Source organism: Cupriavidus sp. 05L310, from assembly GCF_056398185.1.
The window spans coordinates 72363-99149 of the sequence record NZ_JBFTOX010000003.1 but is presented as its reverse complement, the minus strand read 5'-3'; the positions used below and the strand labels follow the sequence as shown (position 1 = coordinate 99149).

Annotated in this window: 27 protein-coding genes and 1 pseudogene; 8 read left to right on the top strand and 20 right to left on the bottom strand. The window is 64.4% G+C overall.

The annotated features are described in order from the left end of the window. Positions 1-3 precede the first annotated feature (3 nt). The 3 genes from AC1DS6_RS02840 to AC1DS6_RS02830 are packed head-to-tail and all read left to right on the top strand — an operon-like array spanning position 4 to position 3322. Complete coding sequence (locus AC1DS6_RS02840) at positions 4-825, top strand: F0F1 ATP synthase subunit delta (RefSeq protein ID WP_477101966.1); 822 nt, start codon at positions 4-6, stop codon at positions 823-825. Continuing rightward, on the top strand, positions 822-2414 hold the full coding sequence (locus AC1DS6_RS02835; RefSeq protein WP_477101965.1) for an alternate F1F0 ATPase, F1 subunit alpha: 1593 nt from the start codon (positions 822-824) through the stop codon (positions 2412-2414). The genes AC1DS6_RS02840 and AC1DS6_RS02835 overlap by 4 nt, the downstream gene beginning before the upstream one ends. Next, positions 2411-3322, top strand: a complete 912-nt coding sequence (locus AC1DS6_RS02830; protein ID WP_477101964.1) for a F0F1 ATP synthase subunit gamma — start codon at positions 2411-2413, stop codon at positions 3320-3322. Before AC1DS6_RS02835 ends, AC1DS6_RS02830 begins: the two co-directional genes overlap by 4 nt. Positions 3323-3721: 399 nt before the next feature. Here AC1DS6_RS02830 and AC1DS6_RS02825 read toward each other — a convergent pair whose 3' ends face one another. Then, positions 3722-5041: an MFS transporter gene (locus tag AC1DS6_RS02825; protein ID WP_477101963.1), complete on the bottom strand. Its 1320-nt coding sequence runs from the start codon at positions 5039-5041 to the stop codon at positions 3722-3724. 293 nt (positions 5042-5334) lie between these two features. On the opposite strand from AC1DS6_RS02825, the pseudogene AC1DS6_RS02820 reads away from it, so the two are divergent. Beyond that, positions 5335-5487, top strand: a pseudogene (locus AC1DS6_RS02820) (enoyl-CoA hydratase/isomerase family protein); the annotation flags it as partial. Between the two features lie 136 nt (positions 5488-5623). Then, positions 5624-6364: a carboxymuconolactone decarboxylase family protein gene (locus tag AC1DS6_RS02815; protein ID WP_477101962.1), complete on the top strand. Its 741-nt coding sequence runs from the start codon at positions 5624-5626 to the stop codon at positions 6362-6364. 45 nt (positions 6365-6409) lie between these two features. Here AC1DS6_RS02815 and AC1DS6_RS02810 read toward each other — a convergent pair whose 3' ends face one another. From AC1DS6_RS02810 to AC1DS6_RS02760, 11 genes are all read right to left on the bottom strand, one after another. Beyond that, positions 6410-7189 (bottom strand): IclR family transcriptional regulator, encoded by a 780-nt coding sequence (locus AC1DS6_RS02810; RefSeq protein WP_477101961.1) that lies wholly within the window; start codon positions 7187-7189, stop codon positions 6410-6412. Positions 7190-7263: 74 nt separating this feature from the next. Next, positions 7264-8115, bottom strand: coding sequence for an IclR family transcriptional regulator (locus tag AC1DS6_RS02805; protein WP_477101960.1), 852 nt, complete (start codon positions 8113-8115; stop codon positions 7264-7266). A gap of 44 nt (positions 8116-8159) precedes the next feature. Then, positions 8160-9065, bottom strand: a complete 906-nt coding sequence (locus AC1DS6_RS02800; protein WP_477101959.1) for an NAD(P)-dependent oxidoreductase — start codon at positions 9063-9065, stop codon at positions 8160-8162. Between the two features lie 55 nt (positions 9066-9120). Then, positions 9121-10044 carry an alpha/beta hydrolase gene (locus AC1DS6_RS02795; protein WP_477101958.1) on the bottom strand — a complete coding sequence of 308 codons (924 nt, stop codon included), beginning with the start codon at positions 10042-10044 and terminating at the stop codon, positions 9121-9123. 234 nt (positions 10045-10278) lie between these two features. After that, positions 10279-10665 (bottom strand): ATP-binding cassette domain-containing protein, encoded by a 387-nt coding sequence (locus AC1DS6_RS02790; protein WP_477101957.1) that lies wholly within the window; start codon positions 10663-10665, stop codon positions 10279-10281. Between the two features lie 210 nt (positions 10666-10875). After that, positions 10876-11652: an IclR family transcriptional regulator gene (locus AC1DS6_RS02785; protein WP_477101956.1), complete on the bottom strand. Its 777-nt coding sequence runs from the start codon at positions 11650-11652 to the stop codon at positions 10876-10878. A gap of 57 nt (positions 11653-11709) precedes the next feature. Beyond that, a complete protein-coding gene (locus tag AC1DS6_RS02780; RefSeq protein WP_477101955.1) occupies positions 11710-12579 on the bottom strand; it encodes an IclR family transcriptional regulator in 870 nt (289 codons plus the stop codon). A 208-nt stretch (positions 12580-12787) separates the two neighbouring features. After that, the gene (locus AC1DS6_RS02775; RefSeq protein WP_477101954.1) at positions 12788-14002 is read right to left on the bottom strand and encodes an ABC transporter substrate-binding protein; all 1215 of its coding nucleotides are present in this window, start codon (positions 14000-14002) and stop codon (positions 12788-12790) included. 33 nt (positions 14003-14035) lie between these two features. Next, complete coding sequence (locus AC1DS6_RS02770) at positions 14036-14806, bottom strand: SDR family NAD(P)-dependent oxidoreductase (RefSeq protein WP_477101953.1); 771 nt, start codon at positions 14804-14806, stop codon at positions 14036-14038. Further along, on the bottom strand, positions 14803-16491 hold the full coding sequence (locus tag AC1DS6_RS02765) for a flavin-containing monooxygenase (protein ID WP_477101952.1): 1689 nt from the start codon (positions 16489-16491) through the stop codon (positions 14803-14805). The genes AC1DS6_RS02770 and AC1DS6_RS02765 overlap by 4 nt, the downstream gene beginning before the upstream one ends. Before the next feature lie 40 nt (positions 16492-16531). Next, entirely contained in the window at positions 16532-17470 is a 939-nt protein-coding gene (locus AC1DS6_RS02760; protein ID WP_477101951.1) for an alpha/beta hydrolase, read from the bottom strand. 418 nt (positions 17471-17888) lie between these two features. Here AC1DS6_RS02760 and AC1DS6_RS02755 point away from each other — a divergent pair, with 418 nt between their 5' ends. Continuing rightward, a complete protein-coding gene (locus tag AC1DS6_RS02755) occupies positions 17889-18461 on the top strand; it encodes a nuclear transport factor 2 family protein (RefSeq protein ID WP_477101950.1) in 573 nt (190 codons plus the stop codon). Positions 18462-18502: 41 nt separating this feature from the next. On the opposite strand, the gene AC1DS6_RS02750 is transcribed toward AC1DS6_RS02755, so the two are convergent. The 6 genes from AC1DS6_RS02750 to AC1DS6_RS02725 all read right to left on the bottom strand — a co-directional run bounded on the left by AC1DS6_RS02750 (position 18503) and on the right by AC1DS6_RS02725 (position 22010). Continuing rightward, positions 18503-18718: a hypothetical protein gene (locus AC1DS6_RS02750; RefSeq protein ID WP_477101949.1), complete on the bottom strand. Its 216-nt coding sequence runs from the start codon at positions 18716-18718 to the stop codon at positions 18503-18505. A gap of 216 nt (positions 18719-18934) precedes the next feature. Continuing rightward, positions 18935-19729 carry an SDR family NAD(P)-dependent oxidoreductase gene (locus AC1DS6_RS02745; protein ID WP_477101948.1) on the bottom strand — a complete coding sequence of 265 codons (795 nt, stop codon included), beginning with the start codon at positions 19727-19729 and terminating at the stop codon, positions 18935-18937. After that, positions 19726-19857 carry a hypothetical protein gene (locus AC1DS6_RS02740; RefSeq protein WP_477101947.1) on the bottom strand — a complete coding sequence of 44 codons (132 nt, stop codon included), beginning with the start codon at positions 19855-19857 and terminating at the stop codon, positions 19726-19728. The genes AC1DS6_RS02745 and AC1DS6_RS02740 overlap by 4 nt, the downstream gene beginning before the upstream one ends. 66 nt (positions 19858-19923) lie before the next feature. After that, the gene (locus AC1DS6_RS02735) at positions 19924-20655 is read right to left on the bottom strand and encodes an alpha/beta hydrolase (protein WP_477102055.1); all 732 of its coding nucleotides are present in this window, start codon (positions 20653-20655) and stop codon (positions 19924-19926) included. Then, positions 20550-20834 (bottom strand): hypothetical protein, encoded by a 285-nt coding sequence (locus AC1DS6_RS02730; RefSeq protein ID WP_477101946.1) that lies wholly within the window; start codon positions 20832-20834, stop codon positions 20550-20552. Before AC1DS6_RS02730 ends, AC1DS6_RS02735 begins: the two co-directional genes overlap by 106 nt. A gap of 33 nt (positions 20835-20867) precedes the next feature. Further along, positions 20868-22010, bottom strand: coding sequence for an alpha/beta hydrolase (locus AC1DS6_RS02725; protein WP_477101945.1), 1143 nt, complete (start codon positions 22008-22010; stop codon positions 20868-20870). 97 nt (positions 22011-22107) lie between these two features. Between AC1DS6_RS02725 and AC1DS6_RS02720 the strand changes: the two genes are divergently transcribed. Further along, entirely contained in the window at positions 22108-23619 is a 1512-nt protein-coding gene (locus tag AC1DS6_RS02720; protein ID WP_477101944.1) for an aldehyde dehydrogenase, read from the top strand. A gap of 275 nt (positions 23620-23894) precedes the next feature. Further along, a complete protein-coding gene (locus tag AC1DS6_RS02715; protein ID WP_477101943.1) occupies positions 23895-24350 on the top strand; it encodes a nuclear transport factor 2 family protein in 456 nt (151 codons plus the stop codon). 200 nt (positions 24351-24550) lie between these two features. Here AC1DS6_RS02715 and AC1DS6_RS02710 read toward each other — a convergent pair whose 3' ends face one another. Next, on the bottom strand, positions 24551-25366 hold the full coding sequence (locus tag AC1DS6_RS02710; RefSeq protein ID WP_477101942.1) for a tripartite tricarboxylate transporter substrate-binding protein: 816 nt from the start codon (positions 25364-25366) through the stop codon (positions 24551-24553). A gap of 225 nt (positions 25367-25591) precedes the next feature. Next, complete coding sequence (locus tag AC1DS6_RS02705) at positions 25592-26767, bottom strand: CaiB/BaiF CoA transferase family protein (protein ID WP_477101941.1); 1176 nt, start codon at positions 26765-26767, stop codon at positions 25592-25594. Positions 26768-26787: the final 20 nt, after the last annotated feature.

The following is a 26787-nucleotide window of genomic DNA, read 5'->3' as shown; positions in this document are numbered from 1 at the left end:
GCCATGCTGATCGACTGGTTCACCGTTGGTGCGCAGGCGCTCAACTTCGTCATCCTCATCTGGCTGCTGAAGCGCTTTCTTTACCAGCCCGTGCTTGACGCCATCGACGCCCGCGAGGACAGGATCGCCAGGCAGATCGCCGATGCCAGCGCCAGGGAGGCCGAGGCGCGCCAGCAAGGCGAGGTGTTCCAGCAAAAGACGGATGCGTTCGAGCGGGAGCGCGCCGCGCTGCTGGCACAGGCGGCTGGCGATGCCGAGACACAGCGCCTGCAATTGCTGGAAGCCGCGCGCAAGGCAGCGGACGAGCTTGCCACGAAACGGCAGGACGCGCTGCGCAGCGAAGCCGGGCAACTGACGCAGGCGCTCGGCGACCTGGCGCGGCGCGAGGTGTTTGCCGTCGCGCGCCGGGCGCTCGCGGACCTTGCCTCGGCGAGTCTCGAAGAGCGCGTGACCGACGTCTTCATCCGCCGCCTGCGTGCACTCGACGAGCCGGCGAGAGCCTGTCTTGCGACCGCGCTCAGGCAGCCGGCGGCGCACGCGGTGGTACGCAGTGCGTTCGAGCTGCCTGCCGCACAGCGCGCCGCCATCCAGGGGGCGACGGATGAAATCCTTGGCACCATCATCCCCTTGCAATTCGACACGGCTCCGGAACTGGTAAGCGGCGTCGAACTGATCGTCGGCGGCCAGAAGCTGGCCTGGAGCATCGATCGCTATCTCGACTCGCTGGAGCATGCTGTAAGCGAATTGCTGAGCCCGGAGAACGAGGCGACGCATGCCGGGCCCGAGCCCACTCCCGTGCCGAAGCCCGGGGCCAGCCAACCATGAATTTCGCGCTTACCCCGCCGCAAACCGCTATCGAAAGGGCGTTCGCCGCCATGGGCGAGGCGCGTAGCCGGTTCGTGCCGGTACTGGCGGCGCAGGAGGTGGGCACGATCGTCAGCGTGGCCACAGGCGTCGCACAGGTCTCTGGTTTGCCGGGCATCGGCTACGACGAACTGGTGCGCTTTCCCGGTGACGTATACGGCATCGCGTTCAATGTCGATGAAGACGAGGTTGGAGTGGTGCTGCTCGACGACTACTGGCGGTTGCGGGCCGGCGACCAGGTCGAGCGCACGGGCCGCGTGATGGACGTGGCCGTGGGCAAGACGCTGCTGGGGCGCGTGATCGATCCGCTTGGCCGGCCGCTCGATGGCCTTGGACCGCTCGCGGCCAGCGCGCGGTTGCCGATCGAGCGCACGGCCGCGCCCATCATGGAGCGCGCGGCGGTCACGGTGCCGCTGCAGACCGGCGTGAAAGTCATCGACGCGCTGATCCCCATCGGGCGGGGCCAGCGCGAGCTGATCCTGGGGGACCGCCAGACCGGAAAGACCGCCATCGCCATCGATACCATCCTGAACCAGTTCAGCCAGGACGTCGTTTGCGTGTATTGCGCCATCGGCCAGCGCGCCTCCGCCGTCGCCAAGGCGGTGGCGACCCTGCGCGCCAAGGGGGCAATGGACTATACCGTCGTGGTTGTCACCGAAGGCAACCAGCCGCCGGGGCTGGCCTATATTGCGCCGTATGCCGCCACCAGCATCGCCGAACACTTCATGGAGGCCGGGTGGGATGTGCTGATCGTCTATGACGACCTCACCCAGCACGCCCGCGCCTACCGCGAGCTATCGCTGTTGCTGCGCCGCCCGCCTGGCCGCGAGGCTTTCCCCGGCGATATCTTTTATATCCATTCGCGCCTGCTGGAGCGGGCCACGCACCTCGCCGCCGAGCGCGGCGGCGGATCGCTCACGGCGCTGCCGATCATAGAGACCGAGGCGCAGGACATGTCGGCCTACATCCCGACCAACCTGATCTCGATCACCGACGGCCAAGTCTATTTGTCGCCCACGCTGTTCGAGCTTGGCGTGCTGCCCGCGGTGGATGTCGGTCAGTCGGTGTCGCGCGTGGGCGGCAAGGCGCAGCGGGGCAGCTTTCGTGCCGTCGCGGGCGACCTCAAGCTCGCCTACGCGCAGTTCGAGGAACTCGAGACGTTCTCTCGTTTCGGCGCCCGGCTCGATGACGACAGCCGCCAGTCCATCGCGCACGGGCAGCGCATTCGTGCCTGCCTCATGCAGCCCGAATCGGACCCTGTCCCGGTGCCCGCGCAGATCGCCATCCTGACCGCCCTGACCGCGCGCCTCTTCGATACCGTGCCGCTTGACCGGATGCAGGATGCCCAGCGCGCCGTGCGCGCGGCGGCAACCAGCATCCCGCCGGCGTTATCCGCCCGCTTCGAAGCCGCGGGCAAGCCGGACGAGGGGGACAGCCAGATTGTCGCCGCGATCGCCCGCGCCGCCCTTTCGCAGTTCCAGTCCGGCCCGGATGCCGGGGCCGGGCTCGAAACGCAAGCATATTCGCCGGCAGGAGGGCGGAGGCCATGAGTGACTCGGCTGCCACGCTGCAGCACCAGATCGGCAGTGCCACGGACCTGCAAGCCGTGGTTCGCACCATGCGCGCGCTGGCGGCGTCCAGCATCAGCCAGTATGAACAGTCCGTGCTGGCGCTTGCCGACTACCGCAGCGCGGTGAGCCTGGGCCTTTGGGCATGCCTGCGGACGGTGGAGCCCGCCGGCTTCACGCCGCAGCAGGGCACGGCTGGCGCAGCGGGAGCGGTCGGCGCCATCGTGTTCGGCTCCGACCAGGGGCTAGTGGGCCAGTTCAACGAGGTGATCGTCGATCATGCGCTCAAAGCGCTCCTGGCCATGCCAGGGAGACCAGAGGTCTGGGCCGTCGGCGAGCGCGTGCGGGCAGGCCTGGCGGATGCCGATGTGACCGTGGCCGGCACTTATGCGGTACCTAGCTCGGTCGAGGCCATCGCTCCGCTGGTCGACCGGATCCAGTTCGATACGGAGACGCACCCGAGCCAGGCCACGCAACCCCGCATCCACGTTTTCTATAACCAGCCAAGGCCGGGCGCCCTCTACCAGCCGGTGGAGCAGCGCCTGTTACCGCTGGACGCGCAATGGCTGGCCGTGTTGCTGGCACAGCGCTGGCCAACGCCGAATCCGCCGGAAGTAATCGGCGGCGACACCACCACGATGTGCGCGCTGATCCGCGAGCATCTCTTTATCTCGCTGTTCAGCGCCTGCGCCGAATCACTGGCGAGCGAGAACGCCAGCCGCCTGGCGGCGATGGAGCGGGCCGACAAGAACATCGACGAACTGCTCACCAGCCTTCGCGGCCGGTTTCACAGCGAGCGGCAAAACGCCATCGACGAGGAACTGTTCGATGTGACGGCGGGATACGAGGCGTTGTCGGAGCATGATCCGGTCGACGGCCGCCGCGAGTAATGCTAATGTTGACGATCAGACTAGCGTGCCACCTGTCTTGGCAATGTCCGCGCGCGCAATCTGCGGCGTTGATGACGGGGCGTGCCATCAGCGCCCATTCATGGGTTCTGGCATGAATCAAGTATGTAGCTCTCAATGAGTTGCCCGGATCCGGAGCAAGGCGTAGCTTCATGCGGCCATATCCGCCCGAATTGATGGACGCGGCGCCGGCGCTGCTGGCCCCGGGGACAAAGGCGGACGCATAGCCTGCTGTAGGAGAACTTGCTACCACCATACGGTAGAGGATTTCAATAGCCACATCATCAGGACGCAGTTCGCGGCGCTCGATAGTGTGCGGTTCCATGGGAGAGCACGCGGCTTTTCCCCATGGCTGCGTCGCGCCCACGCCATCCCGCAGTGCTACCGGTTCAGGCGTGAGGCGGATTGCCTGTGATTGATCGACGCCACTGCAATCGTTGCGATCACGGCTGGAATCGCCATGGCGATAAAGTTGTGTCGTAAAGGCAGCGCCATGCCCACCAGGGCGCCGATCACAATTGGCGCAAGAATCGCGCCACCACGTCCCACGCCGGAAGCCCAGCCGATGCCGGTGGAGCGAATGCTCATCGGATAGTACTGTCCGGCATAGGCATAGCCCACGATCTGCGTGCCAATAGTGCAGCCTCCTGCAATGGCGACCAGCACGTAGGCCAGGCCGGTGGACGGCAGGTAGCCAAGCAAGACAATCGACACTCCGGCGAGCACATACATGCCCATTAGCACATGCTTGATATGGAAGCGGTCTGCCAGCCAGCCACCTGAGATCGCGCCGATCATTGCGCCTAGGTTCAGTACCAGCACGAACGTCAGCGCGGATCCCAGGCTGTAGCCAGCCGAGGCCATCAGCTTGGTCAACCAGGAACTGAGCCCATAGACCATAAACAAACACATGAAAGAGGAAATCCAGAACATGATGGTGCTGAAGCCTCGTCCTTCCGCAAACAGCTTGCTCAAGGGTGCTTCGGCACCAGCTTCCGCTGCCCCCAGCACGAACCGATCATCCGGACCGGGAACGCGGCCGGGCTGGATCCGGCTGACCATGTCGCGGATGGTGCCGGCTTCGCCCTGCCTCAGCAGGAACGGCATCGATTCCGGCAACCAACGGAGAATGCATGGGATCAACACCAGCGGCAGGCACGCCGCGATATAGACAGATTGCCAGCCATGGCGCTCCAGCAGCCCTTTTCCGGTCATTGCGGCCACCATGCCGCCAACCGAGAACCCCGTGAACATCAGCGTGACCAGCGTAGTGCGCAGGCGGCGCGGCGAATACTCTGTCACATGCGCGGCAACGACTGGCGTCACCCCTCCGATGCCGACTCCGGCCAGGAACCGCATCACGCTGAACGTGACCGGATCGTTGGTAAATCCGGCCGCCGTGGTAAAGCCGCTGAAGAGGAGGATACAGATCGCAAAGGCCCTGCGACGTCCGATACGGTCGGCAACGGTGCCGAGAAAAATCGCACCGAACATCATCCCAAAGAATGCCGAGCTGACCATGAAGCCAGCACTGGTCGGGGACACGCCCATATCCTTCATGATGAACGGCAAGGCAACCCCTGTGATGGCAAGGTCATAGCCATCGACGACGGTAACAAACGCGCACCAGAACAGCAGCACAGCATGAAAACGCCCGAGCCGCGCTTCATCTGTCACCGCGCGCAAATCAATTTGACGCATGAGGTAGTCTCCTTATTTCTTTAGGGGCCTGCGCAACGTTCCGGTCGGCGATGCCAACTCGCCTCGTCGTGCAATGGAGTGCTCACTATTGCCGAGCAGCTATCGGGGGCCTAGCGTGAGCAACAGAGTTTTCCGTACTTCGGAAATTCCATCAGCTGTGGTGATGAATGCGCCCCATACCTTAGCGGACAAGCCCCCGCACGGTGTCGGCGATTGGCCCGTGCGCGCTTATGCCGCCAGCGACAGGATGGAGCCCGGACGTTGCCCGCATCCTGGCATCGCTCGAGGCGGATATCGAAGGCGTGCGCGCCCGCATCATGGATAAGGACAACCACCCGGCGTGGCGGATCGCGCGTATTGAAGACGTCAGCCGCAAGGACATTGCGCGCATGTTCGCCAGCCCGGGGGCCGCCGAAGAGCATCCGCTGCGCCACCTGCGGGACTAGGGCACTAGCGCGTGCAGGCGGCCATTTCCAAAGTACGGATAGCTTGGACGCGTCCCGTTGCAGGGGGACTGGCGACTGGGTCTAATCCAGAGAAGCGGTTCACCACCGCGCGCAAGATTCCACAAGGAGACACGTCGTGACCGATACCACCGGACTCAAAGCCAGATTCCAGCAATTGCACGGCTACTGGAACAGCGAGCTCGCCCTCGCACTGCAGGAAGACCCGGCGTTCTTCGGCAACTACCTGAGCATGGCCGAGGTTGCCCTTGGTGCCGGGCATCTGGAACCGAAGCTCTGCGACTTTGTCCTGATCGCGGCGAATGCCAGCGTGACGCACCTGAACTCGGAAGCCGTCGCGCACCACATCCAGGCTGCCGTGGACCATGGCGCCACTCGGCAGGAACTCAGGGAGGTGCTGCAAATCGCGTCGGTCCTGAGCATTCACGCCTACATGGTGGGCGTGCCCGTGCTGCTGGAGGAGCTTGTCGCTGCAGGAAAATCGCTCGATGCCGCCTTTCCGCTGGACGACAAATTCGCCGGCGTTAAGAAGCAGTTCACCGAGCAGCGCGGCTACTGGAGCGATGAGTTGCAGGCGATGGTGCGCAGTTCCCCCGCGTTCTTCGAGGGTTACACCGCGTTCTCTTCCGCACCGTGGAAGTCCGGCGCGCTGCCTCCCGTGGTCAAGGAGCTGCTATACGTGGCTATCGACGTGTCGACTACCCATTTATTCGAACCAGGCGTTCGCATCCACACCCGCAATGCGCTGCGCTATGGCGCAACGCCAGCGCAACTCCTGCAGGTGATGCAGATCGTCAGCTGCGTGGGCATGCAGAGTTTCCTGCTGGGCGCGCCGCACTTGCGGGCCGGCGCTGCATGACCACGTTGCCGTACTGTGGATGCGGCCGCACCCACGGCCTCAGCGCTAAGGCTCGGTGTTGACATCGCGCAGCAGCACCATCAGGTCGACTGCCGCGTCCTTGAGTTCCGGGACAATGCGGTTCCTGATGGCGTCGACATCCGGCCTCAGGTCGACCGCACCACAGTTCAACGACATCAGCGTCGCGTTGCGACCCACACGGATCGGCAATGCGATGCCATAGGCGTCACGCTGGTACTCGCCCAGCGACATGCAGACGCCGTTCGAGCGCAGGTCCGTGAACGCGGATTCGATGCCCATCCTCACCTGCCCGGCCTGCGGGCCGGCCGCCTCCATCAGCGAGGCGATGTAGTGGCGCTGCAAGTCCGGCGGCAGCCCCCACAACCATGCCCGCCCGATCGCCGTCACGCCCATCGGGAGCAGCGAGCCGACGCCGAGGCGCAGCGTGGAAATCCGTGCACTCGTCCGACAGGCGATATAGAGCATGTCCAGGTGGTCGGGTACCGCGAGCGCCACGGAAACGTTGAGCCGGTCGGCCAGTTGTTGCATGAAGGGATGGACAAGCCGCGTGACCGGGTTCGTTTCCAGATAGGCGTGCCCGACCCCGAGTGGGCCGCCGGCCAGTTCGAACTCGACGCCACGCGCGACCCGGCGGATAAAGCCGATGCGGATCAGCGTGGTGGTCAGGCGTGACACGCTTGCCCTCGACAAGCCCGTCCGCCGGGCCAGCTCGCCGTTGGTCAAGGGCGCGCGCTCGCCACGGAACGCGCGCAGCACCTGGAGCCCACGCTCCAGCGTCATGGTGACCTGTGGGGAATCAGACATTATTTCCTCGAACTCCTGATGCTCCGGCTTACGGTGCAAGGAAAAGCCGAAACAGTGATACAACCGCGTCTCACTCAATCCAGGGGCGCGAGCCGCTCTTCCAACGTTCTGGCCACGGCGACGAGCTGCGGCCCCAGCTCGCGCTCGACACGGGAGCGTGCCATCCGCGCGGCCCGGCCGACGCAGGCCAGCACCAGCGGCGGATGCTCGGGAATGTGCACTGGCGCGGCAACGCAGGCCAGCTCCGGCTCCCACTCGCCGAGCAGCATGCAGAAACCCAGTTCATGCACCTGCGAGATCTTCTGGGCCATCTGGCGCCGCAGCGCAGGCCACTTGCGGCCCGCCTTGCGCTCGACGCTATCCTGCAGGTAGCTGCGTTCCAGTTGCGGCAGCGCCGCCAACAGCGCCGATCCCATCAGCGACGACGCAATCCGCATCCGCGTACCGGGCGGCAGCCTCAGATCCAGCACCGATTGGCTGCTCACGCGGGTCTCCAGCACTATCACATCGAGCCGGTCGCGTGTGCCGAGCAGCACGTAGGTATTGGTGGCTTCTGCCAGCTTCGCCATCTCTGCACCGGCGATCCGCTGGGTGCAGGCATTGACGATGGCAGCGTATCCAAGCGACAAAGACGCGGCGGCCAGGCGGTACTTGCGGTGCGCCTTGTCGTGGCGCAGGTAGCCCAGAGCGACCAGGGACTGGAGCAGCCGCGTCACCGTAGGCGCCGGCAGGCCAGTCTCCAGCGCGATCTCGGTATTGCCCATCCAGACCTGGTCCGGCCGGAAGGTCGCCGTCACCGACAAGCCGCGCGCCAGCGGCGTGACCATCGCACCTTTGTCCGATTCCTCAGACGCGCCCGGCCTTGCCCGCGCCATTCCCGTGCCGTATTCATGACTTGCCGGACTCCCGCCGACCTGCTGGAACATTGGCATCTCCTGATGGTTTGCGTGGGAATCCGGCCAACGGCCGGCTAGAGCGCCTTCGCGCGGACCAGCGTCTTGTTCTGCTGCTCCACGAATTTCAGGATCGAAGTGAAGTCCTGCGCCCCCAGTCCGGCCTCAAGCGCGGCGTGCCATGCAGCACGGGCCTCCGCAATCACCGGCATGACGGCTTCCAGCCCGCTGGCCTCGGACAGGCCAAGCGCCATGTCCTTGTCGAGAATGGTCAAGGCAGCACCATAGTCAAAGGTACCTGCAATGCCGCGGCGCAGGATCTCGCACGCGGCAAAGCTCTGCCCGGTGCCGCTTTGCAGGACACCGAGCATGGCCCCGGCATCCAGGCCCGCTTTGGCGCCGAAGCTCAGGCCTTCGGCCGCCACCACCAGGTTGGCGCCCATGATGATGTTGTTCACCACCTTCATTACCTGCGCCATGCCTGGCCGGTCTCCCAGCACATGGATCTCCTTGCCCATCAGCGTGAGCAGCGGCCGCACCTGCTCGACGCTAGCCGGCCGGCCCGCTACCAGCATCGTCAACCGCCCTGCCCGCGCCACCGGCGCGCCGCCCGTCACCGGCGCGTCCAGCGCTTCGATGCCGCGCGACTGCAGGCAGGCGGCGATCTCCTCCATGGCCTCGCGGCCTACCGTCGACATGTCTGCGTACAACTTGATCGCCCGGCCGTGGACGACGCCATCCTGGCCCAGTGCGACGTCAAGCGATACCTTCATGCTGGGCAGGCATGCGAAGACCACGGAGGCAGCGTCGGCGACAGCGCGTGCGGAATCATGCGCGATTGCGCCTGCGCGTACGAAGCGCTCCATCGCACCGGGGGCTGGGTCGTGCACATGCAGTTGGAAGGGCTGGCCCAGCAGCCGTTCGGCGATGGGCCCGCCCATTTGGCCGAGGCCGAGGAAGCCAATGTTGGTGGTGTCGGTCATGCGAGAGAACTCCGAGGTTAAGCGGGAATTGGGGACGCCTCCGGCCGTCGGTCCGTCAGCCGTCCATCAGTCGCCGGATCCATGCGCCGGTACGGGCCAGCGCCGCTTTCGCCTGGGTCGACAGTGCCGCCATGCGGAAGAACCCATGGATCAGGCCCGAGTGCCGCCAGAGAGTGACGGGTACACCGGCGTCGAGCAGCCGGTGCGCGTAGGCCTCGCCTTCGTCGCGCAGCGGGTCGAACTCCGCGCTGAGCACCAGCGCCGGCGGCAGCCCCGACAGGTCGCCGGCGCGCAGCGGTGAGGCGTGCGGGTGCGCTGCGTCTTCGGCATGCGCCAGGTAGTCGTCCCAGAACCGGATCATGGCCGCGCGCGTGAGCGAATAACCTGCCTGGTTCTGGATGTACGACCCGGTAGGCGGCGTGTGATAGTCCGTCACGGGATATACCAGCACCTGGCCGATCACCGCAGGACCGCCTTCGTTACGTAGCCGCAGTGCGGTCACTGCGGCGAGCGTGCCGCCTGCGCTGTCCCCGGCAAGTACCAGGCGTGAACCATCTACGCCGAGGCTGCGCGCATTGTCCCGGGCCCACCGCACCGCATGCAGGCAGTCATCGGGAGCTGCGGGAAACTTGTACTCGGGCGCCAGCCGGTAGTCGACCGACAGCACCGCTGCGCCGCTGTGCAGGCACAGGTCGCGGCATACGTGGTCGTGCGTCTCCAAGTTGCCGATGACGAAGCCACCGCCGTGGAAGAACACGGTTAGTCCGGTCCGGGTTGCCGTAGGTGGACGGTACAACCGCGCGGCCATGTCGTGCGTCGGGCAAGGGATCGTCAATTCGACCACCTCGCCCACTGGCGCGCGCTTTTCCGGCGGAGGGAAAACCATGCTGGCGCGCAACTGGTCCACGGCCATGGTTTCCATGGGCGGTGAGCTCTCCAGTGCGCGCAGTACATCTGCAATCTGGGGATCCAGGGGCATGGTTTGATGTTCCTCTTTCGATATGGGGAATGCCGCAGCTCGGCGCGGCAAGGGCATGAAGCGGGCATGCGCCATGCCACTGTTGTGGCATTCCGCATGACCCCTGCATGTCCTTATTCTTTACGCCCATTTAATGGCTGGCTAGCCCGGTATGGCAATAAGGAAACGATGGCGTTTCCGTACCTTGGAACAGCGGCCGGCGCTCCACGTTCTTGGCCAGCCCTCTGCCGCACTTCAGTGCGCCTGTGCCACACGCGTGGCCCGACCTCCGCCTTGGGCCAGCGCGAGATCCACCGGTGCGATATCCCTCTTCTCGATCGCATACCAGTGGTCGCAGATCAGGTCAGTGAATTTGATGTTTTGCTCCGCCAACAGGATCCCCATGCCGCGAGCACACAGCGCCTTGATCGCCTCGGCCAGACGCAGCACCACGATGGGCGCCAGGCCTTCGCTGGGCTCGTCCAGCAGCAGCAAGCGGGGCTGCAGAAGCAACGCACGGCTGATGGCGACCATCTGCCGCTCGCCGCCGGACAACTTGCCGGCGTAGCGTGCGCGGAACGCCCGCATTTCGGGAAACAGCGCGTACACGGAATCGACCAGTGCTGCCGTGGCGTGCTTCACGCCGATGGTCAGGTTCTCCTCTACTTCTTTACGAAAAAAGTTCCAAGCCGCTGCTCATGCGAAAGGCCGGTCGCCCGCGTGACGCGGACGGCTAAAAAGACACCATTGTCGGGAAAAGGTCTCGCCGGATCAGTTGCTGCGTCACGAGAGAACTCGGACACGGGTGTCGGTGTCCTGGCGAGCCATAGGCGTGGCGTCGGGACTGAAGATCTAGGGCTCGGACTCGACGTCGCGCAGCAGCACCGTCAGTTCCGCGGCAGCATCCTTGAGTTCCGGCGCGATGCGGTGCCTGAGCTTGCCAGTATCCGCTGTCAGTTCGACTCCTCCGCAACTCATAGCCATCAGCACGCCGACACGCCCGACCCGGAGCGGCAATGCGATCCCATAGGCGTTGTGCTGGTATTCACCAACTGCCACGCAGACGCCGGTGTCGCGCAGGTCATCGAAGGCCGCCTCGATGCGCCGATTGACTTCACCGGCCTGCGGACCGGCCGCTTCCAGGATCGACGCCATATAGCGGCGGCGCTCCGCGTCCGGCAACGCCCATAGCCATGCCCGACCGATGGCCGTCCGGCCGATCGGCAGCAGCGAGCCGACGCCGAGCCGCAGCGTGGCAATCCGCGCGCTGGTTCGATACGCGATATACAGCATGTCCAGATGGTCCGGCACCGCCAGCGCAACCGATACATTGAGCCGGTCGGCCAGCTGCTGCATGAAGGGATGGGCAAGCCGCGTGACCGGATTGGTCTGCAGATAGGCGTGACCGATGCCAAGGCCGCCCGGAGCCAGCTCGAACTCGGGCCCGCCCGCAACGCGGCGGATAAAGCCGGCACGTATCAGCGTGGTCGTCAGGCGCGACACGGTCGCCCTCGACAGGCCGGTACGCATTGCCAGTTCGCCGTTGGTCAGCGGTGCACGCTTGCCGCGAAAAGCGCGCAGCACCTGGAGGCCGCGCTCCAGCGTCATTGTGACGGCCGAATCAGACATCTCTGCTCCCGACTGGCGGTGCACCACCATCGTTTCCACCACAAGGCCGCCCCAGACTCACATTTTCGCGGTCAGCCGCTCCTGCAACACTTGCGCAGTGGCGGCCAGCCTCGGCCCCAACTCGCGCTCTACCCGGACATGCGTCATGCGCGAAGTGCGGCCAATGCAGGCCAGTACCCACGGCGGATGTTCCCGGATGCAAACCGGCACGGCGATGGAAGTGATTTCCGGCACCCATTCCCCGAGCGACATGCAGAAGCCCAGTTCATGCATCTGGGAGATTTTCTCGGCGATCCGCCGTCGCTGTGTCGGCCACTCGCTTCCGGCCTTGTGCTCGAGGACCCTTTGCAGGTAGCAGCGCTCTCCTTCCGGCAGCGCCGCCATCAGCGCCGCTCCCGCGATAGAGGAAGCCATGCTCAGCCGCGTACCGGGTCGCATGTCCAGCGCCAACAGCGTTTGGCTGCCGACGCGGCTGTCCAGCACGATCACATCGAGCCGGTCGCGCGTACCAAGCATCACGTGGGTATCACTAGCTTCGGCAAACTTCTGCATTTCGCCGCCGGCCACGCGCAGGAATTCACTCTCGGCGATCGCGGCATAGCCGAGCGACAGCGCAGCCGCGGCAAGCCGGTACTTGCGGCGCAGTTCATCGTGGCGCAGATAGCCGAGCGCCACCAGCGAATGCAGCAGACGCGACACCGTCGCCGCCGGCAGGCCGGTTTCCAGCGCGATCTCCTTGTTCCCCAGCCAGGCCTGCTCATGGCCAAAGGCCGACAGCACGGACAAACCACGTGCCAGCGGGGTAACCATCACATCGCTTTCGTCACTTTCGCGCAAGGCCGGGCGTGGACCGCCCTTGCCGATCTTGAGTTCCTTATGATAGCCCCGCGGTCTCACACCAAACGGCTGCAACATGGCGGTCTCCATACCCACGCAGTAGTCCCCAGCCTCCATTTCGGTGGTGCGCCAGGCACCCAGGCTGATCTCGTTGACTACACTGTCCATGAACCTTACTAACGTTAGACAGATTCTGACCGTCGCGGCGCCTGGATGCCATGAGGGTAACCCCGGGGAGCCCTGGGCGGCGCCGTTGATCAGGGCCGTGCGCGGGCCTGGTCCGGGTTACATGCGCGCCTCACTCGACGCGCCGGGTCTTCATCACAATAGCCTCGGTGGGCCGGGATACCGACCCCGGGATCGTCTCCTCGATGGCCAATACCGGCTGGCCAAACTCTTTGTCCTGCTTCACCTTGCCGAAGTACACCGGCACGTCGGCCTGGTGGTCGTACTTGGCGAAACGATACTTGCCGCGCGGAGAACTGAACTCGCCCTTCTCGATGGCCTGCATGACCGCGTCGGGTTCGAGCGACTTGGCCGTATTGGCCGCCTGCGCCCAGGTCATGACGCAGTCATGGGTCATGACGGTCCAGTCAGATGGGTAGGTGCCGGTCTTGGCCTTGTAGTCGTCGACGAACGCCTTCGCCTCCGCACTGCCGTGCTTGCTGAACTGGTTTGCCGGCGCGCGCTGCCAGCCTTCCGTATCCACCGGCGCGCTGCCCCCCATCGCCTTCAGCGTGTTGAAGTCATAAAGCGAGATGAACCGATTGTTGATCTGCTGGAAGAAACCCAGCGAGCCGGCCTGCCGCGAGAACGTGAGCAGGTCGGCTCCGAACAGGATCGAGAAGACGTAGTCGGGCTTGGCCGCCAGGATCTTGTTGATCGAGGCGGTATAGTCGGTGGCGCCGAACTTCGGATACTCCTCGACGACGAATTCCACCTGCGGATTGAGTTCCTTCAGGAACTCCTTGAAGCGGTTCACCCCGGCGCGCCCGCCGGCATAGTCGGCACTCAACAAGGCATAACGCTTGTAGGGCAGCTTGGCGAAGCGCGCCGCCTGGGCGCGGCCCTCCATGTAGGAGGTGGGCGTGACCGAATAGACGTAGGGATTGAAATCCTTCATCGTGAGGTCGTCGGCAATCGAGACGCCGACGCAGGTCGGGACCTTCATTTTTGCTGCCACCGCCTTGCTCACCGCCAGCGCACCGGCAGAAGACTGCGGCGACAGCATCATCACCGCGCCTTCCTGCAGCAAGGCAGTCGCCTGGCTGATGCCTTTTTGCGGGTTACTGGCGCTGTCCCGGTACTCAAGCGCAAGCGGGCGTCCCCGCACGCCGCCCTTCTTGTTGATCTGCTCGACGGCATACCGCGCGCCGGCGAGGGCATCCTTGCCCACGTCAGCGGCTGCGCCGCTGAGGTCGACGGCGGCAGCGATCTTGATGGGCTGCGGGGTCTGCGCATGGGCTGCCATGACAGCCAGGCCCAGTACGGTGGCGGCAAAAATGGGGTTCATGTGTCTCCTCCAGAATCTACTTGTTGTCGTCGTTCAGGAAATCGAGAATCCGCCGTCGATCGGCAAGATCTGGCCGGTCGTGGTCCTGGACTCGTCTGAGGCCAGGTATAGCGCCGTATAGGCAACTTCGACCGGCTTGACCAGTCCCAGCAACTGCCGCTCGCCGGTCTTGTGGATCACGTCCGGTTGGGTGTCGATCAGGCCCTGGACCCGCTCGGTCACGGTCACTGCGGGTGCGAGCGCATTGACGCGGATGCCATAAGGGGCGTACTCCACTGCCATCGAACGCGTGATCGCCGACACGCCTCCCTTGGCCGCGGTGTAGGCGTCCTTGCTGCGCGTTCCGACCAGTGCGAACACGGAACTGCTGTTGATCACCGACCCGCTGCCAGTCTCCAGCATGGCCGCTATCCCGTACTTGCACGTTACCCACGTGCCGAACAGGTCCAGCTTCACGGCCCGCCAGAATTCGTCGACCGGGCAATCCGTCACGCGCGCATCGGCGGCGCTTGAGCCGCCGGCATTGTTGTAGAGCACATCGATGCGACCGGCAAAGCCAATGGCTGCCGCGATGGAATCCCGCACGCTCTCCTCGCTCGTAACATCGGTGCGGACAAAGCGCGCCTTGCCCCCTGCCCCGACGATGGCTTCGGCGGCGGCACGGCCGGCCGCCTCGTTGAACTCGGCGACGATGACCGTCGCGCCCTCACTGGCAAACAACTCCGCCGCGGCACGGCCGATGCCCGCGCCGGCGCCCGTGATATAGGCGACCTTGTCCGCAAGGCGCCCCGTCACTTCGCTCATACAGCACCTCCCAGGATGCCCGCCGCGGAGGCATGGCTCGCTTCCGCATTGGGTGCGTTAAAGGGTTCATTCGCGGCGTTGCGCGTCAGCACGAAGCCCTCGTAGCCGGACGCCGCCACGTCATCGCACTTCTTGCGGTACGTGCCGTGGCCCCCCAGGTACGGCAGGAACACCTGCGGCTTGCCGGGCACGTTGGCGCCCAGGTACCAGGAGTTCGCCTTCAGGTACAGCGTGCGCCCCACGATCTCCTGCACGTGCTGCATCCACGATTCCTCAGCCTGCTTGTCGGCATCGATCCGGCTGACCTTGTGTTCGCGCAGGTATTCCATGCAGCGGGTGATCCAGTCGACGTGTTGCTCGATGCTCATCGACATGTTCGCCAGTGGGCCTGGACTGCCCGGGCCGGTGACCGTGAAGAGGTTGGGGAAGCCGGCGGTCATCAGGCCAAGATATGTTTTGGCGCCGTCCACCCATTTGTCTGTCAGCCTCCGGCCCTTGAGGCCGCGCACATCTATCTGCGTGAGTGCACCAGTCAGCGCGTCGTAGCCGGTGGCGTAGATCAGCACGTCCAGTTCCTGCAGGCCTTCGCTCGTCACCACGCCTTCGGGCACAATCCGTTCGATCGGCGTGGAGCGCAGGTCCACCAGCGTCACGTCGTCGCGGTTGTAGGTGCTGTAGTAGGTGTCGCCCAGGCAAGGGCGCTTGGTACCGAAGGGGAAACCACGGGGCAGCAGCTTCTCGGCCACCTCCGGCTTCCTGACAGTCTCGCGGATCTTGCCGCGGATGAAGTCGACAACGGTCTCGTTGGCGGCCTCGTTCGACAGGATGTCGCCGTAGCACATGCGGAAGCCCAGCAGTTGGCTGTTCTCCCATGCGTTCTCATACTTTCTCAGGCGCTCCTGAGGGGTCGCGTCCAGGGCCGACTCATACGCCATGGGCACTGCAATGCCGAAGCGGGTGAGCCGGCTGATGGAGCGACGCTCTCCGTAGGTGGCGCGCACCCGGGCGCGCATCTCGGGCGTCAGCGGGTAGTTCTTGGCCGGCACGACGAACACGGCGGTACGCTGGAACACCGTCAGGTGCTTGCACTTGCCGGCAAGCGCCTGGATGACCTGGATGCCGGAGGAGCCTGTGCCGATCACGCCGACGCGCTTGTTGCCGAAATCGACCTCGTGATGCGGCCAGCGCCCCGTATGGTAGCTCTCGCCCTTGAAGGTCCCGATTCCCGGGATCTCGGGCGGCTTCGGCACCGACAGCACGCCAGTCGCCGGGACGAAGAAGCGGGCCTTGACCGTCTTGCCGTCCGAGGTCGTAACGTCCCAGAGGTTCGTCTTGTCGTCGAAGGCTGCCGACGTTACCTTGGTATTGAACTGGATCGACTCGCGCAGCTGGAAGCGGTCGGCAACGTGGTTGAGGTAACGCATCAGCTCGGCCGACGTCGGGTAGCGCTCCGGCCAGTCCCAGTCGTCCTGCAGTTCGGGCGAGAACGAGTACGAATAGTCCCAGCACTCCAAGTCGACGCGAGCGCCGGGATAGCGGTTCCAATACCACGTGCCACCGATGCCGTCACCAGCCTCGAACGCCTGGATAGAAAAACCGGCGTCGCGCAGACGCTTGATGGCATACAACCCGGCAAAGCCGGCTCCGACGATCACTGCGTCGAGAATTCTTGAGTCTTGGTTCATGAGGACAGTCTCCTTGAAAGCAGAAAAGGAAGGGATGGCGTCAGGCCTGCGCCGCGCCAGCGATGTCGCGCAGGCGCTCGCACACAAAGCGCAAGCCATCCCGGCTGCCCGGCAGGATGCCGAGCATCATGAGGAAGCCATGCATCTGGCCCAGGGCGCGGCGGTGATGCACCGGCACGCCGGCCTGCTGCAGCCTACGGGCGTATTCCTCGCCCTCGTCACGCAGCACGTCATGCTCCGCGGTCACTACGACGGCCTCCGGCAACCCCGAGAGGTCGGGTTCCCGGCATGGCGACGCAAGACTGAAGAGCCGCACTGCTTCGGCCGGCGCGTACTGTGACCAGTACCACTGCATCGCGTCGCGGTTAGTCAGGAGCTGGTTATCGGGATCGAGGTACGACTCCCGGTCGAAGCGGCAGTCAGTGACTGGGTACACCAGCAACTGGCCGGCGAAGGCAGGACCCGATTCGCGTCGCGCGCGGAACGTCGTGGCGATGGCTAGGTTTGCACCGGCGCTGTCCCCGCCGACCAGCAAGGGCAGTTCCGCGCCAAGCAGTGCCACACGTTGCCCCGCTAGCCATCGCGCGGCTTCCCATGCGTCCTGGACCGGCCCCGGAAACTGGTGCTCGGGCGCCTTGCGGTATTCGACCAGCGCCACCGCGATCGAGGCGCCCACTGCCAGTTCGCGGCATAGCGGATCGAACTCGTTGACGCTGCCCACGACCCATCCGCCACCGTGGAAATAGACGAGCAGTGCCGACGGCCGTTCATTGGGCACATAGAGGCGACCCGCCAGCACACCGCCTGTGACCGGGATGGCGAGGTCACGCGCCTCGCGCACTTCCGGCCCTTTAGCAAGAATGGTCGTCAGCCGGGAAAATGCTTCGCGCGCTTCCTGCGGCGTCATCAGATGGCGAGGCTTGCTCGCGGCAGCCGCCAGCTTCGCCATGAATACCTGGGTTTCGACGTCCACGGTCATGGCTGCGTCCTCTCGCAGCGCGAGGCGCGGAACGCACGGAACGTTGCCGGGTTGGCGCCCGATGGATAGTCTTGGGACATACCGTTTGTCTCCTGTGTAGCTTTGTTCTGGGAATCATTAAACTGCTCGCCGTCACGCCGCGACAATGGGTACCCCACTGCGTTTCCGTACTTTGGAAATGGCCGTCATTCGTACGCCTGGCATCGGCCGGAAATGCGCCGGCTTCTGGCCTTTGGAGGGAAGAGCGCGGTGAGGCAAGCTGTTGGCGCCGTCACCGCAAGGCGATTCCACTGTACGGAAACGCCATGGGGGGTGTGTTGACGCTTTGCCAGGCGCGCGCCACGATCGAAAGCAGCCAGGTCCTGTAAGAGCCGTTGCCTGGCCGCCATTTCCATGGGCCAACCCTGAAAGACATGCCATGACCGATAACACTGCCACCCTCCAGCGCCTGGCCGATCAGATAGCGATTCAGGATCTGATGGCTCGATACGCGCGCCATGTCGACCGGCGACAGTGGGATGCGCTACGTGACATCTATCATCCCGATGCCACCGACGACCACGGCGGCTACGCAGGTCATATCGACGGCTTCATTGAATGGGTGAGCCACCGGCACGAAACGGTCGACGAATCCATGCATTTCCTCGGCAATTGCCTGGTGGAGTTCGCTGACCACGAGAACGCGCTAGTGGAGACATACTTTTGTGCCTACCTGCGGCTCGGACCGCAGGTAGGTACTGAGAACGCCATGCTGCGCGGCAGCACCGAGGCCGGTGCGTATAGCCAGGACGTGGCGGTGCGCGGCCGTTATGTGGACCACGTCGCGCGCCGCGATGGGGCATGGCGCATCGCCAAGCGTGTGACGGTGTTCGAGGCGATCGACAGCAAGCCGGCCGACGGCCCGCGGCCGAATCCAGACCATCAATGGGCCGTACGCTCGCATGCTGACCAGGTCTACGCCATGCGCGACGAGATATTTGGCGGGAAATGACCGCTCTCGCGCAAGCCGGTCGGAGTTCTAATGCCCGGAACCTAGTGCAGCCCTCCGGGATCGCCAAGCGGCTTGAGCAGCGCGGCATTGAAATGCCTGCGCAAGCGCTGGCGGAAATCCCTTGGGCGCGAAGGCCCCAGGAAAGTATGGAAGCCAAGATCATTGATGCCGAGCCCCCCGAAGGTCGGACCGTCAGCCAACAATGGCGTGCGCCCGGTGCCGGAGACCGCGATCGCGGACGATCGGCCTGCCGCCATCGGCCCCATGTACTCGTTTTGGGGCCATGGCCATCGAACGGAACGACTTTCCGGTTCATCCGACTTTCGTGCGGGTCGATTCATCGCTGGGCTAAATCTGGCATTGCCGTAGCTCCCTCTCCCATTTCATGGGAGAGGGGAGCAAACCAGCGTTTTGCTTCCGCCCACTCGCGAACGGGAGCACAGCTCAGCTCGCTCCACAAGCTGGCCCGGCGCTCAGATTGGGCAGTCTGCCACGCCACCATCCACCCGCAGGGCCGTGCCCGTTGTACCGGAGGCTTGCGAGGAGCAGGTGTAGATCACCAGGTTGGCAACCTCTTCAGCACTCTGGAAGCGCTGGGTGATGGATGAAGGCCGTACCTTCATGACGAACTCCGCCCCCAGTTCCTCCACACTTTTGCCGGTTTTCTTCGTTTCTTCCTCGAAGAAGCCGCGCACACCTTCTGTGAGGGTGGGGCCTGGCAACACCGAGTTGACCGTTACGCCGGTGCCGGCCATGCGCTTGGCCAACGCGCGGGACAAGCCAAGCCCCGCAGTCTTCGTCGTCGCGTAGTGGATCATGTCCGGCGGTGTGCTGATGGCGCATTCCGAGCCAATGAAGACAACCCGGCCCCACTTCCGCTCCGCCATCCCCGGTAGGTAGGCGCGAGACAGGCGTACCCCGGCCATGAGGTTGACATCCAGATACTGCTGCCAGGTCGCATCGCTGATCTCGAAGAAGTCCTCCATGCGGAAGATGGCTGCGTTGAGCGCGAGGATGTCGCAGCGCGGAACGGCCGATGCCAGGGCCCGACAACCCTCGGCTGTGCCCAGATCGGCAGCCACTCCCAGCACCCTGGCGTTCGGCAGCTCGGCCGTCAGGGCTACTACTGCATTCTGCACATCTTCCTGTCCGCGTCCGTTGATGATCAACTCCGCGCCGGCGCTTGCCAGCCCCCTGGCAATGGCCATGCCGATTCCCTGCGTTGAGCCGGTTACCACCGCCGTCTTTCCCTTCAGTTCGATATTCATGGATTCTCCCTGCGCACTTGCGCTCGTGAACATTTGGCGTCCTGCAGGGACACCATATCGATGACAAAGCTGATGACAAAACCGGGCGAGGTGCCCGCGATAAACCAGACCTTCTTGCTATTGCTCACCGTCATGATTCCGCATGTGAATCAGAGTCCAAGACTGGGCCAAGGGATACGATCGTTTGAAGAACCTCATGCCCGGAGGTGCTGCCGGTAGAACGGCACTAGCCTGGACAGCGCTTCCTCCATCTGGCTGGGCGTGTCGTAGAGCGACATGTGGGTTGCGCCATCGACGACATGGAGGTTCTTCTCCACGCTCGCCGCCTTGTCATGGATGGCCTTGCTGTACCACAGCGAGCCAGTCGCGCCACCGGCCACCAACTGCAGCGGTTGCGTCAGCAGCAAGTCGGCCAGATGGAATGCATCGTAGGTGAGCAACTGCGGCAGGCTGCTCGCGGTGAACTGACTCGGCGTATTGCTGTGATGCGCGCGCGGGGTGCGGTAGTAATCGTAAGCCTCGCGCATGTCGCGCTCGTCGACGCCTTCGAGGCTGGTCGGGGCGAATGGGATGTAGGCAGTCTCGCCGCCATTGGCCTGCATGGTGCGCTGAGCGGCGCCCATCTCCAGCAAGGCGATGGACTGGGCCGGATTGGAAGCTCCGCTCCAGCCGAGCCGGAACATGTCACCGATATTGACGGTGCTGACGCCGCCCACGGCCTTGATGCGTCGATCGCTCATCGTAGCGTGGATGGCATAGCCGCCGCCGGCACAGATGCCGAGCGCTCCAATGCGGTCGTTGTCAACGAAGGCGAGCGTTGTCAAATAATCGACGGCGCTGCACACGTCACCCACGCGGGCATAGGGGTCTTCGAGAAAGCGCGGCTCACCTCCGCTTTCGCCCTGGTACGACGCGTCGAAGGCCAGCGTGATGAAGCCCTGCGCGCCAGTTCTTTTGCATAGCCGCCGGCTGTCTGCTCCTTCACGCCGCCGCCCGGATGGACGCAGACGATGGCTGGGTACTGCTTCGTACCGTCGAAATCAGCGGGAACGTGGAGATTGCCGGCCATCTGAAGCGTGCCGTTGACGAACTTGACAGATTTCATGGTTGTGTTTGCTGCTTCCGGTAAGGGGGACATTCAGAGGTTCTCGCCGAAGAAGTCCTTGAGCCTGGCGACGGCTTGCTCCACGCATTCGGGCTTGTCATACATGTCGTAGTGCGTGGCGCCGGGAACGACAAAAATGTTCTTCTTCTCGGAGCGAGCCCGGTTGAAGAGTTCAAAACCGTCCCGGTAAGAGCCGAAGGCCCCCGCCTGCCCGCCGCCGACGATGACCTGCAGCGGCTGGGTCAGCAACTGCTCGGCCAGATGGAATGCATCCCAGCTATAGGCTGGGCCGACGCTGGTGACGTTTAACTTGTTGGGCGAGCCAGGCTTCTGGCCACGCGCCGTGGTGTAGTAATCCACTGCCTCGACCACATCCACGTCCTTGATGCCATAGGCGTCAAGCTGCGCTTTCGATTGCGGGATATACGTGGTGAGTGCAGGTTCGGCGCCGCGGGCCTCTGCCGTGCGCTGCGCGCAGATACCTTCCAGCGCCTTGATCGCCGCATCGGGCGAATAGTTGCCTTCCCGCACGATCCGGCCGTAGTTGGCCCCCACGATCGTGGCTACGGCCTTGAAGCGGCGCTCGGTCATCGCGGCATGCGCGGCGTAACCGCCGCCGCCGCAGATGCCGAGCACGCCGATGCGGTCCTGGTCGACGAAATCCTGCGTGACCAGATAGTCCGCCGCGCAGCGGAAGTCTTCAACGCGCATGGCCGGGTCTTCCAGGGACTGGGCGAGGCCGCCGCTCGCGCCTTGCGTCGACGCATCAAATGCGAGAGTGACGTACCCGAGCGCCGCCAATTCTGACGCATAGATTGCGGCCGTCTGCTCCTTGCAGCTGCTGATGGGATGGGCCACGACAATAGCCGCGTACTTCTTCGTCTTGTCGAAGTGGTTCGGGAGGTGCAGCTCGGCGGCAACTTGCCAAGTCCTGCTTTTGAACGTCACAGATTGAGGCATCACGTGCTCCTGAAAAGCCGATGGTTCGGTGTGCAAACAATGGTAGGCAAAAGAAGCCTTGGGGATAATCCAGAAAAATCTGAATACAGTCATAAGGTGGGCTTCTGAATGAATGGCAGCACCTTGCGGGACCTGATCGCCCTGCTGTGTGGGCTGGACGGCCGGCGCCCTCGCCGCTTCCGAAGTACGGGACTCTTGCCGGCTTTCCGTTGCCATGCTGGCCCGCCGGCGCGATGGTATGGCGCACACAGGGCGGCCCGCGAAGGTCACTTGCCCGCCTGAACCACAACACCATTTCTCCAGGAGCCAATCCATGTCGAATGCATCCTTCACCACGACCAGCGACGCGCCGCGGCGCCGCTACGAACATCTCTACATCAACGGCGAATGGGTGAAGCCGATTGACGGCGAACTCATTGAAAGCATCGATCCGGCCAACGGCCAGCCATGGGCCATCGCGCCGATGGGCGGTACACAGGACATCGACCGCGCCGTGGCCGCAGCACGCCAGGCGTTCAACGGACCGTGGCGCCGCATGCCCGGACACGAGAGAGCCGCCCTGCTGCGGCGCTTCGCCGACCTCTTCAGCGCCGCGATTCCCGAACTTGCGGTGATCGAGTCGCGCGACAACGGCAACCTGGTGCGGGAACATCGCGCCAGCCTCGCGGCGCAGGTTCAGTGGTATCAATGGTTCGCGTCGCTGGCGGACAAGGCGCAGGGCACCACGATCCCCATCGACGATAGCGTCCATGCCTTCACCACGCGAGCGCCGATCGGCGTCGTCGGCGCCATCATCCCGTGGAATGCACCGCTGCTCGCCACCTGCCTGAAGATCGGTGCCGCCCTCGCGGCCGGTTGCACGGTAGTGGTCAAACCCGCCGAGCAGACACCCATCTCGGCACTGGAACTGGCGCGCCTGATGCACGAGGCTGGCATTCCGCCCGGCGTGTTCAACGTGGTGCCTGGCTACGGCCGCACGGCAGGCGCGCATCTGGTCAGGCACCCGGACGTCAACAAGATCTCGTTCACCGGAGAAGGCGGGACCGCCAGGCGGATGCTGCACGACGGCGCAGACAACCTCAAGCGCTTCACCTTCGAGCTCGGCGGCAAGGCACCGCACATTATCTTTGCCGATGCCGATATCGACAACGCGATCAACGCCGCCACCGCATCGGCGTGGCGGCTGTGCGGACAGAGCTGCGCGCTGGGTTCGCGCGTGCTGGTCGAGCGCACAATCTACAATCGCGTCGTCGAGGCATTCAGGATCCGCGCGAGATCCGTGCGCGTCGGCTTGCCCTCCGTCGACAGCAACCATATGGGTCCCCAGGCCCACGCAGAGCAACTGAGGAAGACGCTGTCGTACGTCGATATCGGCAGGCAGGACGGCGCTGAGCTGATTGCTGGTGGCAACCGTATACTCACGCCCGAGCTGGCGCCGGGTTACTTCGTCGAGCCTACCGTGTTCGCCGGCGTGACGAACCAGATGCGGATCGCGCGGGAAGAGATCTTCGGCCCCGTCGCGTCGCTGATCCCGTTCGATGGCGAGGAAGAAGCGCTCGCAATCGCGAACGACACCCCATACGGTCTCACCGCGGGGCTGTGGACCAGCGACGTCGGGCGCGCGCATCGCGTCTCAAGCCGTATCGAAGCGGGCATGGTGTGGGTCAACACCTACTCGTTCCTACGCTGGTCTACGCCCTACGGCGGCGTCAAGGCCAGCGGCTGGGGCCGCGAGAACGGCATCAACGCGCTTGATCCATACCTGGAAACCCGGACCACGGTCATCAGCACGACCGGCCAGTACCCCAACCTGTATGCGAACTGAGCAGCGCGAAGGGTGCACCCGCGCAAGTCAATTCTGGCAATACCTCCCCCCATAAATCAGAACTTCTCGGTGCTGCGTGGGCGTGCTCCCTGGAGCGCAACCTTCGTTGCCCCCAGCGAGCCGATCCCGGCTTCCAGAGTACGGGACGCTTCCAGGATTCGCCTTGACTGTCCGGAGCGGCTTGCGCGATGGTTGCAGCCAACTAAGATCGCTCGCTGGCAGCGCCAAGGAGCGTGCGAATACATTCTAAGTAGAGCCCCACCAGGAGACCACGCATGGCAACGATTCCCAGCAGCGTTGAGGCGAAGCTTCAGAAGCTGATCGACATCGAGGACATCAAAACGCTGATGTCAAAGTACTGCCACGGCATCGACAAGAAGGATGAAAAAACCTTCATGAGCATCTGGGCCGCCGACGGTGTTTACGAGTTGCCACGCGGCCAGACCTCCGGCATCGAAGGCATCCTGCAACTCGTGCACAAGGTGTGGCGGGAAGTGCCGAAGTGCCATCACCATATCACCAACCCCCTGATCGAAGTCAGTGGCGACCGCGCCACGGCGAGGACGGATGTGATTTATTATCGCCAGACGGCCGATGGCGAACTGCAGTTGCTTTCCGGGATGTACGCGTTCGAATACACCCGGATATCCGGCGAATGGAAAACGAAATATCTCAGGTTCTCGAGCTTTGACACCATCAGCCCGGCATTCAAGGAAGCCATGGAGCGGTAGCACTGCCTGGCTATCACCAGGCACGCAGGACCACAAGGCGTTGCCATCGGTGCCGACCTTCGCCGAGGCAGGCCTGAGCGGATTCGAGCTCAAAGGCCAGTCTCGTGTGCGGTGCGCGCATCCAGCTCGATTGAGCCTCCCCCCGACCGAACCTATCGACGTCCGTATCCTCGTACACCTGCCGTCATTCGTTGCTCTTCTTATTGTTTGCTACCTAGCGCAGCCTTCCAGAAACGTGCCATATCACCGACTTCGCGATTGGCCTCCTCCAGCGTGTTCGGCGCAGGCTGCAAGGCCATCTGACGAATCCTCTCCTGCACCGCGGAATCGCCAAGCGCCTTGCGCAGCGCGGCATTGAATGCCTGCGCAAGGGCCGGCGGGAATCCCTTGGGAGCGAAGAATCCCAGGAAGGTGTGGAAGCCGAGACCATCGATACCGAGCTCCCCGAAGGTCGGAACGTCCGCCAACAATGGCGTGCGCTCGGTGCCGGAGATTGCGATCACTTTCCCCTTGCCAGACCGATGCGCGGCCATGGCCTCGGGCATGCCGGTCAAGCCGGCCGGCACTTGGCCGGCCAGGACGTTCTGCAATACCGGCGCCGACCCCTGGTACGGCACCTGGACCATCTCGACGCCCGCGTACTTGCCGATGGCATTACCGATGACGCTGGCTGCACCGCCCGCCAGAGGAACGCCGTAGGAACGAAGCATGGGGTCTCGCTTGACGGCCGCCAGGTACCCCTTGAAGTCGCTGTAGGCAGCGTTGGGCGGGATGATCAGGGTCCAGAACGTGCGCACGGCCTGGCCCAGCGGCACGAAATCGGTCGTCACGTCATAGCGGGCACCTGGAACAGTCAGGGGCACGATGATCAGCGAGTGGTCGACTGCGAACAGGATGGTGGTCCCGTCGGGCGCGGCATTCCGGACCAGTTGCGTGCCGATTTGCCCACTGGCCCCGGGGCGGTTCTCCACGATCACGGTCTGCCCCAGTTCTTTGGACAGGCCGGGAATCAGCAACCTGGCAACGATATCGGTGCCACCGCCCGGGGCTTGCGGGACCACGATCTTGACTGGCGCCTTGAAAGCCTGTGCTGCGGCAAGGCCAGGGGCCAATCCGCTTAGAACAATGGTTGCTGACAGCAGCAAGTTTCCGATTTGACGCATGTGATCAACCTCAGTGATGTCTCAGTGATGCAAGCGATACTCAAATGCAGGCCGGCTCCCGGCCTTCCCTCATTCCTCTCAGCGGATCGCACCCGCCTCGCGCAGAGCTGCGAGTTCCTCCTCGGACAGCCCCCAGTCGCCCAGCACCTCGTCGGTGTGCTGCCCCGGCCGGGCCGGTGCGCGCTGGATGCTCCCCGGCGTGCGGGTGAAACGAGGCGCGGGCGCGGGCTGCACCACGCCATCGACCTCGACAAAGGTCTTGCGCGCCTGCAGGTGCGGGCTCGCGGGCGCCTCCCCAAGCGAAAGGATGGGCGTGATGCAGGCCTCGGCATCGGCCGCGAGCGCTGCCCACTCGTCGCGCGTGCGCGTCCGGAAGGCGGCAGCGAATTGCTCGCGCATCGCCGGCCAGCCGGCCCGGTCATGCTGGCCGGGCAGCTTGTCGACATCGAGCCCGAGCAGCTTCACGGCGTTCCGGTAGAAGCGCGTCTCATTGGCGCCGATACCGACATGCTTGCCGTCCTTCGCCTCGTACACGTTGTACCAGGGCGCGCCCGAATCGAGGCGGTTCGTGCCCCGCTCGTCGGTCCAGTACCCCGCCGCCCGCAAGCCGTAGATGAGGGTCATCAGCGACGCCGACCCGTCCACCATCGCCGCGTCCACCACCTGGCCCTGGCCCGACATGCGGCTCTCAAGAATGGCGCTCACCACGCCCAGTGCCAGGTACAGGGATCCGCCGCCGAAATCGCCCGCAAGGTTGAGCGGGATCGACGGGGACTCGCCGGCCTTGCCGACGGAATGCAGCACGCCCGTCAGCGCGATGTAGTTGATGTCGTGCCCCGGCTCGTGGGCGAGCGGCCCGTCCTGTCCCCATCCGGTCATGCGGCCGTACACCAGTCGCGGGTTGACCTTGTGGCAGTCGTCCGGTCCGAGCCCGAGCCGTTCCGCCACTCCGGGCCGGAAGCCCTCGATGATGGCATCGGCCTGGCCGGCCAGCCGTAGCACGGTCGCGACCGCCTCGGGGGTCTTGAGGTCCATGGCTGCGCTGCGGCGCCCGCGATTGAGCAGGTCGAAGCGTGCCTCGATCGGCGCGCCGCCGTCAGAGGGCGATAGACGGTCGATGCGGATGATGTCAGCACCCAGGTCCGACAACAGCATGCAGCAGAATGGCCCCGGGCCGATGCCGCCCAGTTCCACGATCTTGATGCCCACCAGGGGCCCTGTTGGCTTTTGCGCCATGATTTTGTTCTCCTCCATACCTTTGGCCTGTTCTTCCA

Bases quoted from the DNA above. Each gene is read 5' to 3' on its own strand.
- AC1DS6_RS02840 (WP_477101966.1), top strand. From the start codon at position 4: ATGCTGATCGACTGGTTCACCGTTGGTGCGCAGGCGCTCAACTTCGTC.
- AC1DS6_RS02835 (WP_477101965.1), top strand. From the start codon at position 822: ATGAATTTCGCGCTTACCCCGCCGCAAACCGCTATCGAAAGGGCGTTC.
- AC1DS6_RS02830 (WP_477101964.1), top strand. From the start codon at position 2,411: ATGAGTGACTCGGCTGCCACGCTGCAGCACCAGATCGGCAGTGCCACG.
- AC1DS6_RS02825 (WP_477101963.1), bottom strand. From the start codon at position 5,041: ATGCGTCAAATTGATTTGCGCGCGGTGACAGATGAAGCGCGGCTCGGG.
- AC1DS6_RS02810 (WP_477101961.1), bottom strand. From the start codon at position 7,189: ATGTCTGATTCCCCACAGGTCACCATGACGCTGGAGCGTGGGCTCCAG.
- AC1DS6_RS02805 (WP_477101960.1), bottom strand. From the start codon at position 8,115: ATGTTCCAGCAGGTCGGCGGGAGTCCGGCAAGTCATGAATACGGCACG.
- AC1DS6_RS02800 (WP_477101959.1), bottom strand. From the start codon at position 9,065: ATGACCGACACCACCAACATTGGCTTCCTCGGCCTCGGCCAAATGGGC.
- AC1DS6_RS02795 (WP_477101958.1), bottom strand. From the start codon at position 10,044: ATGCCCCTGGATCCCCAGATTGCAGATGTACTGCGCGCACTGGAGAGC.
- AC1DS6_RS02785 (WP_477101956.1), bottom strand. From the start codon at position 11,652: ATGTCTGATTCGGCCGTCACAATGACGCTGGAGCGCGGCCTCCAGGTG.
- AC1DS6_RS02780 (WP_477101955.1), bottom strand. From the start codon at position 12,579: ATGGAGACCGCCATGTTGCAGCCGTTTGGTGTGAGACCGCGGGGCTAT.
- AC1DS6_RS02775 (WP_477101954.1), bottom strand. From the start codon at position 14,002: ATGAACCCCATTTTTGCCGCCACCGTACTGGGCCTGGCTGTCATGGCA.
- AC1DS6_RS02770 (WP_477101953.1), bottom strand. From the start codon at position 14,806: ATGAGCGAAGTGACGGGGCGCCTTGCGGACAAGGTCGCCTATATCACG.
- AC1DS6_RS02765 (WP_477101952.1), bottom strand. From the start codon at position 16,491: ATGAACCAAGACTCAAGAATTCTCGACGCAGTGATCGTCGGAGCCGGC.
- AC1DS6_RS02760 (WP_477101951.1), bottom strand. From the start codon at position 17,470: ATGACCGTGGACGTCGAAACCCAGGTATTCATGGCGAAGCTGGCGGCT.
- AC1DS6_RS02755 (WP_477101950.1), top strand. From the start codon at position 17,889: ATGACCGATAACACTGCCACCCTCCAGCGCCTGGCCGATCAGATAGCG.
- AC1DS6_RS02750 (WP_477101949.1), bottom strand. From the start codon at position 18,718: ATGGCGGCAGGCCGATCGTCCGCGATCGCGGTCTCCGGCACCGGGCGC.
- AC1DS6_RS02745 (WP_477101948.1), bottom strand. From the start codon at position 19,729: ATGAATATCGAACTGAAGGGAAAGACGGCGGTGGTAACCGGCTCAACG.
- AC1DS6_RS02730 (WP_477101946.1), bottom strand. From the start codon at position 20,834: ATGAAATCTGTCAAGTTCGTCAACGGCACGCTTCAGATGGCCGGCAAT.
- AC1DS6_RS02725 (WP_477101945.1), bottom strand. From the start codon at position 22,010: ATGGCAACGGAAAGCCGGCAAGAGTCCCGTACTTCGGAAGCGGCGAGG.
- AC1DS6_RS02720 (WP_477101944.1), top strand. From the start codon at position 22,108: ATGTCGAATGCATCCTTCACCACGACCAGCGACGCGCCGCGGCGCCGC.
- AC1DS6_RS02715 (WP_477101943.1), top strand. From the start codon at position 23,895: ATGGCAACGATTCCCAGCAGCGTTGAGGCGAAGCTTCAGAAGCTGATC.
- AC1DS6_RS02705 (WP_477101941.1), bottom strand. From the start codon at position 26,767: ATGGAGGAGAACAAAATCATGGCGCAAAAGCCAACAGGGCCCCTGGTG.